General features: G+C 34.5%; 13 protein-coding genes and 2 tRNA genes. 8 read left to right on the plus strand and 7 right to left on the minus strand.

The window, feature by feature from the left end; translation table 11 throughout:
* Window positions 1-215 precede the first annotated feature (215 nt).
* From hemL to AC0NBN_RS08015, 4 genes are all read right to left on the minus strand, one after another.
* Window positions 216-1,499 carry a glutamate-1-semialdehyde 2,1-aminomutase gene (gene hemL, locus AC0NBN_RS08000; protein ID WP_160812251.1) on the minus strand — a complete coding sequence of 428 codons (1,284 nt, stop codon included), beginning with the start codon at window positions 1,497-1,499 and terminating at the stop codon, window positions 216-218.
* A gap of 94 nt (window positions 1,500-1,593) precedes the next feature.
* A complete protein-coding gene (locus AC0NBN_RS08005; protein WP_160812250.1) occupies window positions 1,594-2,658 on the minus strand; it encodes a glucosaminidase domain-containing protein in 1,065 nt (354 codons plus the stop codon).
* A 58-nt stretch (window positions 2,659-2,716) separates the two neighbouring features.
* Window positions 2,717-3,622, minus strand: coding sequence for a 1-aminocyclopropane-1-carboxylate deaminase/D-cysteine desulfhydrase (locus tag AC0NBN_RS08010; protein WP_474467934.1), 906 nt, complete (start codon window positions 3,620-3,622; stop codon window positions 2,717-2,719).
* Between the two features lie 82 nt (window positions 3,623-3,704).
* Window positions 3,705-4,034 (minus strand): hypothetical protein, encoded by a 330-nt coding sequence (locus AC0NBN_RS08015; RefSeq protein WP_160812249.1) that lies wholly within the window; start codon window positions 4,032-4,034, stop codon window positions 3,705-3,707.
* Window positions 4,035-4,065: 31 nt separating this feature from the next.
* On the opposite strand from AC0NBN_RS08015, the gene AC0NBN_RS08020 reads away from it, so the two are divergent.
* The 5 genes from AC0NBN_RS08020 to AC0NBN_RS08040 all read left to right on the plus strand — a co-directional run bounded on the left by AC0NBN_RS08020 (window position 4,066) and on the right by AC0NBN_RS08040 (window position 8,180).
* On the plus strand, window positions 4,066-4,251 hold the full coding sequence (locus AC0NBN_RS08020; RefSeq protein ID WP_089742553.1) for a DUF5522 domain-containing protein: 186 nt from the start codon (window positions 4,066-4,068) through the stop codon (window positions 4,249-4,251).
* Window positions 4,248-4,775: a DUF4136 domain-containing protein gene (locus AC0NBN_RS08025; RefSeq protein ID WP_130915261.1), complete on the plus strand. Its 528-nt coding sequence runs from the start codon at window positions 4,248-4,250 to the stop codon at window positions 4,773-4,775. The genes AC0NBN_RS08020 and AC0NBN_RS08025 overlap by 4 nt, the downstream gene beginning before the upstream one ends.
* 251 nt (window positions 4,776-5,026) lie before the next feature.
* Window positions 5,027-5,317 carry an HU family DNA-binding protein gene (locus AC0NBN_RS08030; RefSeq protein WP_034674127.1) on the plus strand — a complete coding sequence of 97 codons (291 nt, stop codon included), beginning with the start codon at window positions 5,027-5,029 and terminating at the stop codon, window positions 5,315-5,317.
* Window positions 5,318-5,596: 279 nt separating this feature from the next.
* The gene (locus AC0NBN_RS08035) at window positions 5,597-7,156 is read left to right on the plus strand and encodes an Rne/Rng family ribonuclease (RefSeq protein ID WP_143885301.1); all 1,560 of its coding nucleotides are present in this window, start codon (window positions 5,597-5,599) and stop codon (window positions 7,154-7,156) included.
* A 532-nt stretch (window positions 7,157-7,688) separates the two neighbouring features.
* Window positions 7,689-8,180 (plus strand): response regulator transcription factor, encoded by a 492-nt coding sequence (locus tag AC0NBN_RS08040; RefSeq protein ID WP_160812248.1) that lies wholly within the window; start codon window positions 7,689-7,691, stop codon window positions 8,178-8,180.
* Between the two features lie 71 nt (window positions 8,181-8,251).
* On the opposite strand, the gene AC0NBN_RS08045 is transcribed toward AC0NBN_RS08040, so the two are convergent.
* Both AC0NBN_RS08045 and AC0NBN_RS08050 read right to left on the minus strand, forming a co-directional pair.
* Window positions 8,252-9,235, minus strand: a complete 984-nt coding sequence (locus AC0NBN_RS08045; RefSeq protein ID WP_160812247.1) for a pyridoxal-phosphate dependent enzyme — start codon at window positions 9,233-9,235, stop codon at window positions 8,252-8,254.
* A gap of 278 nt (window positions 9,236-9,513) precedes the next feature.
* Window positions 9,514-10,743: an FtsX-like permease family protein gene (locus AC0NBN_RS08050; RefSeq protein WP_160812246.1), complete on the minus strand. Its 1,230-nt coding sequence runs from the start codon at window positions 10,741-10,743 to the stop codon at window positions 9,514-9,516.
* 4 nt (window positions 10,744-10,747) lie between these two features.
* On the opposite strand from AC0NBN_RS08050, the gene AC0NBN_RS08055 reads away from it, so the two are divergent.
* Window positions 10,748-11,941: a DUF1343 domain-containing protein gene (locus AC0NBN_RS08055; RefSeq protein ID WP_160812245.1), complete on the plus strand. Its 1,194-nt coding sequence runs from the start codon at window positions 10,748-10,750 to the stop codon at window positions 11,939-11,941.
* A 45-nt stretch (window positions 11,942-11,986) separates the two neighbouring features.
* Here the strand turns inward: AC0NBN_RS08055 and rpoN are convergent, their stop codons facing one another.
* Window positions 11,987-13,450: an RNA polymerase factor sigma-54 gene (gene rpoN, locus AC0NBN_RS08060; RefSeq protein WP_160812244.1), complete on the minus strand. Its 1,464-nt coding sequence runs from the start codon at window positions 13,448-13,450 to the stop codon at window positions 11,987-11,989.
* A gap of 419 nt (window positions 13,451-13,869) precedes the next feature.
* On the opposite strand from rpoN, the gene AC0NBN_RS08065 reads away from it, so the two are divergent.
* Together AC0NBN_RS08065 and AC0NBN_RS08070 are read left to right on the plus strand one after the other, a co-directional pair.
* Window positions 13,870-13,943 (plus strand) — tRNA-Asp (locus AC0NBN_RS08065).
* Window positions 13,944-13,975: 32 nt separating this feature from the next.
* Window positions 13,976-14,049, plus strand: a tRNA-Asp gene (locus AC0NBN_RS08070).
* Window positions 14,050-14,309 lie beyond the last annotated feature (260 nt).

The raw sequence follows: 14,309 nt of genomic DNA on the forward strand, positions 1-14,309 counted from the left end.
ATCGAACTCACGTTATTTTATTAAATGATGCGTATGAATTGATCAGTTTATCCGCATCAATTTAGAGATTAGTACGCATGAGTTTTTACAGCTACTAAGCCGCTTTCTAAAAACGTCCGCATCTTTCATTCAAAACGTCCGTAGGTTTTAATGAAAACGTCCGTATCTTTTCAGTAAAAGATGCGGACGTTTTTTTATTGTGGTTAGAAACAGCTCTACAAGCTTTCAAATTTCCTTACCGCTTCCAGTGTCATCTCAATTTCGTTTTCTTTGATGGCATCACTGATGAAATAGGTTTCGTAGCCGCTTGGCGGAAGATAAATTCCGTTAGTGAGCATGTGATGAAAGAAACGGTTAAAGGTATTGTGGTTAGCTTTCTGCGCTTCATCAAAATCCGAAACATTTTCGCTGTCGAAGAAAACAGACATCATCGACCCTTGTCTGTTGATGGTATGGGCGATCCCTTTCTCGGTTAAAATTTTTCCGATTTCGGTATCTAAAATTTCGGTAGTTTTTTCCAGTCTGCTGAAAAATCCTGCATCGTTTTTAATGATCTGCAAAGTTTTTAAACCGGCTCTCATCGCCAGAGGATTTCCGCTTAATGTTCCTGCCTGATAAACCGCACCTTTCGGAGCCAGATGATCCATAATTTCATTTCTTGCGGCAAAAGCTCCTACCGGAAGCCCGCCTCCGATTACCTTTCCGTACGTTACCAAATCTGCTTTTACGCCATAAAGTTCCTGCGCTCCTCCAAAAGCCAGTCTGAAACCCGTCATTACTTCATCGAAAATAAGCAAAGCTCCATTTTCATCACAGATTTTTCTCAGTTCCTGAAGAAAATTATTTTCAGGAAGTACACATCCCATATTTCCGGCTACCGGTTCAATGATAATCGCAGCAATTTCCTCCGGATTATTGGCGAAAAGATCTTTCACCTGTTCCAGATCATTGTATCTTGCCAGCAAGGTATCTTTTGCTGTTCCCGAAGTAACTCCCGGAGAATTCGGATTTCCAAAAGTTGCCGCACCACTTCCCGCTTTTATGAGAAATGAATCTGAATGACCGTGATAGCAGCCCTCAAATTTTACGATCTTATCTCTTCCCGTAAAACCTCTTGCCAGTCTAATGGCACTCATACAGGCTTCGGTTCCGGAAGACACCATTCTGATCTGGTCTATATTCGGAACATTTGATATAATGAATTTTGCGATTTCGGTTTCAAGTTCTGTGGGAGCGCCAAAAGAAAAACCTTTCTCTGCTTGGATTTTAAGCTCTTCCAAAACTTCAGGATGTGTATGCCCTAAAATTGCCGGTCCCCAGGAATTGATGTAATCAATATACGTATTATCATCAGCATCGGTAAGATATGCCCCTTTTGCAGATTTCATAAAAACAGGTACTCCGCCTACTGATTTAAAAGCGCGAACAGGAGAATTTACACCTCCGGGAATGTATTGGTTAGCTTCATTAAATAAAGCTGAACTTCTTTGATATTTCATTGATATTAAATAGTTGATGGTTTTTGATTTTTGGTTGATAGTATACCTGTAAGCTAAAAACCGACAACCATCAACTAAAAACCAACAACCAATTTTAGTTTTTAGGTTTTTTGTCGATTAAATAGATCAGCTGTCCGGCAGAAGGTTTCTGCCCTTCATTCATTCTGTTTTTTGCGTAAAGTTTATTAAGTTTTATTCCGAATTTTTGTGCAATGTCGTACATGTCTTCTCCAGAAGCAGCTTTATAGGTAGGAGTATTTCCGTCAGAATTTTTAGATTCCAGAAAAACAATAGCATTCTTTTTCAGGACATCAGATTCCAGTTCGTTCCATTTTAAAATTTTACTTTCGCTGATTTTAAATTTATCCGCAATGTATTTCACATTGGTGTCTTCAGGAATAACAATATATTTTAAGCCATCATTCGGGTGACTTTTGATTAAAATAGTGTTTAAAGTTTCTTCTTTTTTAATCCTTTCTACCCTTTTTTTCTGCTCTGCATAAGATGTTGCTTTGTAAGGAACCGTTACAGTAACAGGCTGTGAAGCTTTTTTGATTTCTTTCACCTGTTTTGCAGGCTCTAAACTTGCCATGAAGGTTCTGTCGTCTTTCAGATCGGGGTATTTTTTGAGCAAAGCGTAAGTAACTTCCTTGGAATTGACCTCATCAAATTCGTACAGTTTATATTTTTCAATTTTTCCGATGAGAATAGATGCATATCGTGGGTTTGTAGCATACCCTGCTTTCTTCAAACCATGAGCCCAGGCTTTATAATCTTTCATATCCAGCTCAAAAAGTTTGGTGTAATACTTTCGGGTCGCTAAAAATACGGAGTGATCTTCATAAGACTGTTTCGGATCGTCGTACACGCGAAAACATTCGTTGGGAGCATCATCAGTGTGCTTCATAGTTTTTCCCGTCCAGTCTTCTTTACATTTTATTCCGAAATGATTTTTTCCTTCCTGAGCGAGACGGCTTTGTCCGCCCCCGGTTTCCAAAAGTCCCTGTGCGAGAGTAATAGAAGCCGGAATTTTATACTTCTCCATCTCCTCTACCGCATATTGCGCAAACTTTTGAATGTACTGATCTTCTGTAGCCCAGGTCTGAGCTGAAAATTTTGATAAAACTAGAAGGCTAATGAGTAAAAAAAGTCTTTTCATTTTATTTATTTATTGTTTTAAAATAAAAAATGGAACTTAATATTTCCTGTTTCTCTATTTAGATTATAATTAAATTTCTGTTCTGTTTTTCCAAAAATAAATTGGTTCCTTCAATTCCCTGCAAGCCTCCTGTATGAAAGCACAGAATACTGCTTCCTTCAGGGAAATATCCCTCGTCTGTCATCTCAAAAATTTTTTGCATCATTTTTCCTGTATACACCGGATCTAAGGAAATATTGTGTTTTAATTTAAAATCATTAATAAAACGAATGTTATCATCATTTATTTTACCATAACCGCCTAAAGAAGAATCCGTTAATATATAATTTTTCTTTTGCGTAAGTTCAGAAATCTTTTTTTCTAAAGAACTATCCTTTACCGCCTTGAAGCCTATAACTTTCTGACTGTCTTCACAAAATTCGGCAATTCCTGCAATAGTTCCACCGGTTCCTACTGCCGTGCAAAGATAGTCAAAATCTTTTGTTTGCTCGTTCAGCATCATTTTAATGCCCTGTACAGCATTATGATTGGTACCGCCTTCTGGGATAATTAAAGCATCCGGGAATTCCTGCTGCAAAAATTCAGTAAGTTTTTCTTTATAACGGTATTCTTCACGGGTTACAAATCTGAGGTTCATTCCGTTTCTCTTGGCAGCCAGTAAAGTGGGATTTTCCCGCCATTTTTGCTCAAGTTCCTCTCCTCTTATTATTCCCAGTGTTTTAATACCTGAAATATTTCCAAAGGCTGCTACCGCCGCAATGTGATTGGAAAAAGCTCCGCCAAATGTTATGATTAAAAGATTTTTCGGCTTTTTTTCTAAATATTGATTGACGTTGTAGAAAAGCTTCCAATACTTATTACCTGAAATTTGAGGATGAATAAGGTCTTCTCTTTTAATATAGAGTTTTATATTTTTCTCAACAGGAATTTCTGTAATCGGAATATGAATCTCTGGAATTTTCATTGAGGCAAATTTCCTGAATTTATTTCAATTGAACACTTAAGCCGAAGTTAAACAAATCTAAAAACCTTTATAAATTGTTAAATTAAGACAAATATTTACAGAATGACCAGAACTTTCTTTTTTTAAGATAATTAAAATTGTGTTCCATTGCGTAAGCTTCTCTTTCAAAAGAAATTGAAAGGTACGCAAGATAAGCGTTTTTCAATCTGAAAAAATGGTAATAATATTCGGCAATATACCATATATAGAAAAAGATAATAAGCAGTTCGAGCTGTTGCCTGAGATGAATTTTCTCATGGTTGATCAAAACTTTATTGTGCTTATCCTCAGGTTTTTTAATTAAAATAAAAGGAAAAAGCGTAATGCCGTTTATTTTTGTATTTTTGAGCAGGAATTGGCACACAATTATCATGATAACAAATATAAAAGTTTTGATTTAACTTATGGCAAATTTTGACATCAAAGAGCATGAAGACTTTTACTACAATGAGCAGGGATACAAAGTTTTCACGGAAAAATTTCATCTCAAACGGGGATATTGCTGTAAGAGCGGATGCAAACATTGTCCGTACGGATACGATAAAAAGACAGACACATTCAATAAAAACATTAAAAAATCAATACAATGAAAAAATATATTTTTATTTTACTTGCCGCAGGTTTAACTTTAAGCTCATGCAGCCCTTTTAAGGTACGTTCAGATTATGCGCAGACTGCCAATTTTTCAACGTATAAAACATATAAGCTCAGAATTGATGATCTTAAACTGAATGATATTGATAAAGACAGAGTCTTGAACGAACTCTCTAAACAACTTCAGATGAAAGGTCTTTCATCATCAAATACACCAGATCTGATTATTAATGTAAAAGCAAATCATAAAAAAATTACTGACATCAACACTACCAATCCAGGGGGAATGTGGGGCTGGGGCGGCGGTTTCGGCTGGGGAATCGGGATGAACAGAACCTGGACAAGCAATTATAATGAAGGCGCTATTATCGTAGATATGATTGATGCACAGAGCCAGAAACTCGTTTGGCAAGGTATAGGAAGCGGGATTGCAGTTGACCGTCCAAAGTCAAAGCAAAAACAAATTCCTCAGATTATGTCAGAAATTATGGCAAATTACCCTCCGGGAATGAAAAAATAAGTAAATTATTACTACATTTGAAGGCCGTTACAGAAATGTTTCGGCTTTTTATTTGAATTGAAGAGTTAGTTACGGAATTATTTCACAATAATCCAGTTAATTTAGCCTGTGAAATTTCATTTTATAAGTTAAAAACCATACTAAACATAAAATTGTCAGGGATTTATGTGAAATATTTTCGCTGTTAATTTGTGACTATTCAATTTTTTTAACTAAATTTGCACACCTAAAATTTAAAATTTACAAAGGAAATGACAAAGGCAGAATTGGTAAACACCATCTCAAATAAATTGGGGACCGAAAAGAATGAAACACAGAAAGTTGTAGAAGCTTTTATGCAGGAGATCAGAACTTCTATGTACAATGGAGACAATGTTTACTTAAGAGGTTTTGGATCATTCATCGTGAAAACAAGAGCAGCTAAAACAGGAAGAAACATCTCAAAAAACACTGCAATAGAAATTCCTGCACACAATATTCCGGCTTTCAAACCATCAAAATCTTTTGTGGAAAAAGTAAAGACCAAAGTTGCAGTAAAATAAAAAATTTAATATTAACGATTTACTAAAAAAATTAACATTATGCCAAGCGGAAAGAAAAGAAAAAGACACAAGGTTGCAACTCACAAAAGAAAGAAAAGAAGAAGAGCAAACAGACATAAGAAAAAATAATCTCACGCGAGGTTTTTAATATAATAATATAGTTGGTGCAATTTTAATTTTATTATTCACCGACTATATTTTATTATGTAAACAAATGGAAATGACGATCTGACAACAGATCTCATTTCATCATCAATCTTTTTATCTTTAATTTTAACAATGAAGAAAGAACTAATAGTTTCGTATGAAGATGATCTTACAAAGATTGCTTTGCTGGAGGACGGAAGACTATGTGAACTTCATGAGGAAGAAGACAAAAATGATTTTGTTGTAGGAGATTTATTTATCGGAAAAGTAAAAAAACTGGCTCCGAATCTTAATGCAGCGTTTGTAAATATCGGATACGATAAAGACGCTTTTCTGCATTACCAGGATTTGGGACCGCAATATCTTACCTACCGGAAATTTCTGAAAGATTCCGTCTCAAAAAAACAGACCAGCTCCAGCCTGAAGAACTTCGAAATTCAGCCTGAGATTGATAAAAACGGAACTGTCGACAAAATCATCGCTAAAGATGATATCGTTTTATTACAAATTACCAAAGAGCCTATTTCAACCAAAGGACCGAGAATTTCTACACAAATATCCTTAACGGGACGTTTTTTGGTTCTGATACCTTTCGACAATAAAGTATCTATCTCAAAAAAAATAGGCAGCTCTGAAGAAAAAGTGAGACTCCGCACCCTGATTAACAGTATAAAACCTGAAGGTTTCGGCGTTATTATCAGAACAGTTGCAGAAGGCAAAAAAGTAGCAGATCTCCATAATGACATGAATCAGCTGATTCAGAAATGGGAAAATACTTTTAAAAATATTCAGAAAAATAAAGTTCCGTCAAAAGTTTTGAGCGAAGATGATAAAGCATCTTCTATTCTTAGAGACAACTTTAATCAGGATTTTGTAAACATCATTTGCGATGATGAGCAAATGGTAAGCGAAATGAAAAACTATCTTGAAGTCATTGCCCCTGAACGTAAAAATATTGTTCAGTTTTATGACTCACACATTCCTCTATTAGAATATTACAATGTTGAAAAACAACTGAAACAGAGTTTCGGAAAACATGTAAATATTCCCAGTTCCAAGGGTGCTTATCTTGTCATAGAACACACAGAAGCGCTTCACGTGATCGACGTGAATTCCGGTAATAACATCACAGCCGGAAATACTGCCAATAAAGAACACGCACTTAACGTGAATAAAATGGCAGCCACAGAAATAGCAAGACAACTTCGTCTTCGTGATATGGGCGGCATTATCGTTGTAGATTTTATCGATATGACCAATCCTGATCACAGAAAAGATCTTTATGAGCATTTCAGAACAGAAATGAGCCGGGACAAAGCACGTCACAAAATTTTACCGCCAAGTAAGTTTGGGCTGATACAAATTACAAGACAAAGAAACCGTCCCGAAAAACAAATTGATACCAAAGAAGAAAATCCTAATAAAGATGGAGAAATTGTAGCTCCTATCGTTATTGTGGAAAAAATGGGTGAAACCATCAGAAATATTATGCAAAAAGAAAAAGGTAAACTTTTCTTACACGTGCATCCTTTCGTAGAAGCTTATCTTACAAAAGGCATGAAAAGCATACAGATGAAATGGTTTTTGAAATACAAAAAATGGGTAACCATCATCCCGAGAGATTCTTTCAGGTATCTGGAATACAAAATTTACAATTCTAAAAAAGAAGAATTGAGCGGTTATTCTAATTAACAGCTTATTTAAGCCTCCGATCAGGAGGCTTTTTTATTGTTTAAAATTTAAATAAATATTTTGCCCGTTTATTTATTTATCTAAAATTAATTGAACAAAAATCTGTGTTTTCTTTTCTTAATCATCTACATCCAATTCCCCACTTGGATAAATTACTCACTATTAGAAAATTTGAAACGCTTCACCAGAAGGCAATGGCAAAGAATAATTAAATAAACAATATTCAAAATATATCCCTAAAATTTGATATAAACAGATGCTTTTGCGAATTTGATAAAATAAATACCATAGATTAAATAAATAATTAAAACAAATCAAAAAATATGGCAAATAATTAAATAATATTCATATATTTAAAAACTGAAAACTATTCCATGATGAAGCCAAAGTTAATTATCTTTGACGAGTCACTGCTGTATGCAGAAGGCTTGTCAAAACTTCTTGTTCAAAACAAGATTTTTAGTTCCGTTGAAATTTTAATTGTTACGAAAAGTTTACCGAGCATCTGAAGAAAGAGCCTCCGGAATTTCTGATGATAGGAACCAATACCATGCTTCTTACTGATATACATTCTTTAATTCAGGAAACTTTACTTCAATATAGATGTACCAAGATTATTGTAATTGGACATTCATTTGATATTTCAAGTATCAGAAAGCTCTTTAATAAAGGAATCAAATGTTACCTAGACAAAAACAGCCCTTACGAAGAACTGGTAAAATCTATTTCCACATTAATGAATGATGACACCTATGTCTGTGACCATGTAAAAGAGATGATGATCAATTACATCAGCCACGAAGAAGAAAAACATGATCCGAACATCAGGGAATCTTTAACCAAAAGAGAATTAGAAATCTTAAAACACATCTGCAACGGATTAAGCAGCAAAGATATCAGCGAAAAATTATTTATCAGTATTAACACCGTAGAAACTCACAGAAAAAGAATTCTGATGAAACTCAATGTAAAAAACTCTGTCGGAGTTGTAAAATATGCACTAGAGAACAATATTTTCAATTAGAACAGTCAAATTTTTAAATAAAAAAAACTCAGAGCCGTACTCTGAGTTTTTTAGCATGCTATAAAGTGGAATTAATCTAACCATCCCATTTCCTTCATCCATTCATCATTGTAGATTTTACCTACATATCTGGAGCCGTGATCGTGAAACAGTACAACAATTACATCATCTTTCGTAAACTGTTCCTTCATCTGTACCAGCGATGCAATAGCACTTCCTGCAGAATATCCACAGAAAATCCCTTCTTCTTTTGCAAGTTTTCTTGCATATACAGCTCCGTCTTTATCTGTAACTTTCTCAAAATGATCAATTACAGACATATCATAGTTTTCGGGTAAAATATCTTCACCAATACCCTCTGTAATGTATGAGTAAGCATTTTCAAGATGAATCTCACCTGTTTCGTGGATTTCTTTAAGAATAGATCCATAAGTATCAACTCCAATAACTTTGATATTAGGATTTTTTTCTTTGAAATACATTCCGCAACCTGTAATGGTACCTCCAGTTCCCGCTCCTACCAAAAAGTGAGTAAGCTTTCCTTCTGTCTGTTCCCAGATTTCAGGAGCTGTAGATTCGTAATGAGCAGTTCTGTTAGACAAATTATCATATTGGTTCACATACCATCCGTTTTCTGTTTCTGTTGCCAGTCTTTTCGATACCGAATAATAAGAACGAGGATCTGTAGGCTTTACATCCGTAGGACAAACAATAACTTCTGCGCCTACTGCACGAAGAATATCACACTTTTCCTTAGACTGTTTGGAATTGGTAACAAAAATACATTTGTATCCTTTGATGATTGCTGCCAAAGCCAATCCCATTCCTGTATTACCTGAAGTCCCTTCGATGATGGTGCCTCCAGGCTTTAATCTACCGTCTTTTTCGGCATCTTCAATCATTTTCAGAGCCATTCTGTCCTTTACCGAGTTACCGGGATTGAATGTCTCAACTTTTGCCAAAACCAAAGCCGGAAAATCTTCTCCCAAAACTTTATTCAGTTTTACAAGTGGAGTATTTCCAATGGTTTCGAGTATATTTTCTGCGTATTTCATAAATCTTTTATAAGCGGCACAAAGATAAGGCTTTCAAAATAATTAGGGCAATACTAAATTCTATGAGGCTGATTAATGATACAAATCACTTAACAATTCTTCATATTTGATAGATTTTGGAGATTTTAACTGCAAAGATTGTTTTTAGGAGCAATTCCCGCTTTCCGTTCCAATCTTTTTTTGCAAAAAAGGATTTCCTCTACAATCGGGGCTAGTAGTTTGCCATCCCATGAAAAAATCAGCAAAAAAAGACAACTTAACGGAACAATTTGTAGTAATTAATTATATTTAATTGATTTTACAGGAGAAATTTTACTGATCAGATAACTTGGAATCACTAATGCTAATCCGGAAATAATTAAAATTCCCAATGAAATAGAAACAATTACCAAAGGATTAAGATCTACAGGAACTACACTTACATAATAGTTTTCAGGGTTAAGTGTAATAATTCCAAAGAATTTTTGCAGAATCAGAAGACCAAGACCAATGACATTACCATATAAAAGCCCGGGAATCATAATAATCAGAGTATAATTGATAAATGTTGCACGAATTTGCCCATTGGTTGCCCCTAAAGTCTTAAGAAGCCCGATAGAATTGGTTCGCTCTATAATGAGAATCAGCAAAACCATAATAATGTTAATGATCACCACCAAAAGCATAATCGAAATAATGATCCCTATATTGGTATCAAAAAGACCGATCCAGTCGTTGATCTGAGGATATTTATCTGTAGCTTTTTCAGCATAGTTTTTATAACCAATAAATTTTTCAACCGCAGGAAAATCTTCGTCAATATTGTTTACATTTTTGAAAAAAACATCAAGTCCGCCGATTTCATTATCCTTCATATCAAGAATTCTCTTCACATGGTTGATATCACCAATAACGAACTGGTCATCAATCATTTTAATATCTGTTTTATAAATTCCGGTAACTTCAAATTTTCTGTAAATTGGCTTCTGGTCAGCCTTTGAGAATACTGTTACAATACTGTCATTTACTTTCAGGTGTAAATCTCCTGCCAATTTTTGCGAAATAGCCACACCATTGTTGTATCCGTCTTCATTAAAGAAAGGTGTTTTACCCTCAACTATAAATTTTCTGAAACGTAAACTGTCAAAATCTTTCGCTACTCCTTTGAAAATGATTCCTGCAAAACTGTGCTCGTTTCGCATGATTCCTGTAACCATCGCATATTTCTGAACAGCTGCAACATCCGGAAGAGACAGAATCTGCTTAATATTCAATCCTTCATTATCTAAAACAGAGGTATTATAGGAAGAATTTGATTTGGTAGATTTTACCGTTACATGTCCGCTGAAATCTGCAAGTCTTTCTTTAATTGCTTTTTTAGAACCCAATCCTGTAGAGACTGTGATGAGCGAAACAATAATTCCTAAAGCTACAGACAGCCTGCCAATGAAGATAATCACCCGTGAAAGGTTATTTTTGTTATCTTTGGAAAACGCTATTTTTCTGGAGAAATATAATGGAAATTTCAAGCTTATGAATTTAAATTTCAAAATTAAAACATTACTTCTTATTTGCCTAATTTTTTTGGGTGTATTCAATATATATTATTCTCAAACATCAGATAAAGATTTCAAAACCGGGGCGGATCAGCCGGAACTTTATTTACCACAATTGAAAAATAAAACGATAGGTATTGTGACCAATCAGACAGGCTTGTTAAGCGACAAAAGCCATCTAGTCGATTTTTTACTAAAAAACAATGTCCAGATTAAATCTATTTTTGCACCTGAACACGGTTTCAGAGGTGATGCAGATGCGGGAGAAAAAGTAAAAAACGGAATAGATCTGAAAACAGGAATTCCCATTATTTCTCTTTATGGATCTAATAAAAAACCAAAATCGGAACAGTTAAAAGGAATTGATGTCATTGTTTTTGATATTCAGGATGTTGGCGTGAGATTTTATACTTATATCTCAACTTTAACTTATTTGATGGAAGCCGCTGCTGAAAATAACGTGGAAGTTATGGTTTTGGACCGACCAAATCCACATGACGGATATATTGACGGACCAGTTTTAAAGAAAAAATGGGAAAGTTTTGTCGGAGTGCACGAAGTTCCTGTTATATATGGATTAACCATCGGAGAATATGGAAAAATGGTGAATGGGGAAAAATGGCTCAAAAACGGAATTCAGGCTAAATATACTTTGATTCCGATGAAAAATTATCATAAGAAAAAACGCTATCCTATTTCTGAAAAACCCTCCCCTAACTTACCTAATGACCAATCTATTAATCTTTATCCTAGTTTATGCTTTTTTGAAGGAACTCAGGTTTCTGTAGGCCGCGGTACAGATCTTCCGTTTCAGGTATATGGTTCTCCCTGGACAAAAGAACTTCCCTTTCAGTTTACTCCTAAACCTAATTACGGAGCAAAAGACCCGTTTCTTAACGGACAAATGTGCTATGGTGAAAATCTTTCGGATTATCCGAAAAAGCTGCAGGAACTAAATTTGGAATGGCTCATAAAAGCGTATAAAAATTATAAGAATCCACAGCAGGATTTTTTTCTTAAAAATTTATTCTTTGATAAACTTGCAGGTTCAGATGAGCTTCGCAAGCAGATTATTGCGGGAAAATCTGTAAAAGAAATTAAATCCTCTTGGAAACCTGAACTTGAAAAGTTTTCTAAAATCAGAAACAGATATATTATTTACAAAGACTGATTCAATTAAAAAAGGCTTAAATATAATATTTCAAGCCTTTTTATTTTAAAGTTCTTTTCTTAATCTTGCTACCGGAATATTGAGCTGTTCACGATATTTAGCAATCGTTCTTCTTGCGATATTATATCCCTGTTCTTTTAGGATCACTACAAGAGCATCATCCGTAAGTGGTTTTCTTTTATTTTCTTTGCTGATGACTTCCTGAAGATGATTTTTGATCTCTTTTGTGGAAACCTCCTCACCGTCGTCATTCGTAAGACTGTCTGAAAACAGATCTTTCAGATAAATAATTCCGTTGGGTGTATCTGCATATTTGCTTTTTACTACTCTGGAGATGGTAGAGATGTCAAAACCTGTAATATCTGCAATATCTTTCAGAATCATTGGTTTTAAAGATTTCTCATCTCCCGTAATAAAGTAATTGTATTGAAATTTCACAATAGCATTAATGGTCTGCAGCAAAGTATTCTGTCTTTGGTTAATGGCATCAATATACCATTTTGCGGCATCCAGTTTCTGCTTGATAAACAGAGCAGCCTGTTTGTGTTCAGATGAATTTTTATCGTGAGAATAGGTTGTTAAAATATCTTTATATTCTTCAGAAACTCTTAATGTCGGAGCATTCTTACTATTCAATAAAGGAATAACCTGTCCGTCTTTTACCTGAATAACAAAATCCGGAATAATTTCCTGATTGATTGTAATGGTCTGAGTATCAAAATTCCCACCAACTTTCGGAGATAATTTTGAGATTTCTTCTAACGCATCTTTCAGATCTTCTTCCTCAATATCATATTTCTGAATAATCTTATTGTAGTGCTTGTTAGTTAAAGCATCAAACTGAAAACGCAAAATATTTGCAGCAAGAGACACTGCTTTATCCGAGCTTACTTTTTTCTCAATCTGCAGCAAAAGGCATTCCTGCAGACCTCTCGCTCCTACTCCGGGCGGATCCAGTTTCTGAATATAATTCTCTAATATATCTTCTACCTTTTCCTGTGTTGTATAAATTCCTTGGGAAAAAGCAAGATCATCTACAATAGATTTAATTTCTCTTCTCAGATAACCGTCTGTATCAAGATTACCGATGATGTATTCTGCAATTTTTAAATCTTCATCTGCAATATTGATAAGATTAATTTGCTCCATCAAATAATCAAAAAGTGACTGACCTTCTGTAAGGAGACTTTCATTATCAAAATCTTCATCATCTGCCGAATAATTACTTGATGCTGTTTTATAACTTGGCTCATCATCATAAAGATATTCATTTACATCGAAATCTGTTTCAATACTTTCCGTACCTTCAGATTCGTAAGAATCATCGAGTGAAGAATATTCATCATCTGCAGTCTCTTCTTTAGCAATTTCAAGTGCAGGGTTTTCTTCCAGCTCTCTTTCCAGCTCCTCTTCAAACTCCAAAGTATGAAGCTGAATCAACTTCATCAGCTGAATCTGCTGCGGCGCAAGTTTCTGTCCTAACTTAAGTTGTAAATTTTGTTTTAGCATATTCTACTTTGTGTCTGTTAACATAATTTAGGACGAATTTACTAATTTTTTTTGAATTTAAATATTTTTAGCATGATTTTTGATGTAGAAATTTTCAGATACCACAATACTACATTCTAAGTAAGCTTAATTCTGGCTTATACTATCTCAATTTCACAGAAAAATGCTCAAAGTATTCAATGTATAGTTGCAGACTTTTGCTTGTAACTCATCAAAAAACTCCAATAAATATAATCCTGATAACAACAACTGTAATATAATAGAGATCAAAACTAATCATATAGCGAAATAATCATTTTGATTCTCTGTAATTTAACATCAATTCTAAAAAATTTAATAATTAAAATTTGCAGATAATGAAAAAAGCTATATATTTGCAACCACAATAATCAAGGGTAACAATCTAAGATTATAAAAAAGATCCGGTAGTTCAGCTGGTTAGAATGCCGCCCTGTCACGGCGGAGGTCGCGGGTTCGAGTCCCGTCCGGATCGCAAGCTTTTACAATTTTTAGCTCAAAAAAATTGATCCGGTAGTTCAGCTGGTTAGAATGCCGCCCTGTCACGGCGGAGGTCGCGGGTTCGAGTCCCGTCCGGATCGCATAAAATCCACTTCTGAAAGAAGTGGATTTTTCATTATTAAAAGTGAAAATGCGCTTTTTTAACAAAATACTCCGCATACTAACCACACAATAATACAGCATTTTCTCAGACTTAAATAATTCACTCTCATAATTTACAGTATAATCAACTATATTCCATTATGTGTTAATAATTATTTAAATAAAAATGATTTTTGACATGAATATTATTAATTAAATACCTTATTTTTGACTAATAATATCTCAAAGAAAACACGTT

The organism is Chryseobacterium sp. L12 (assembly GCF_056133985.1).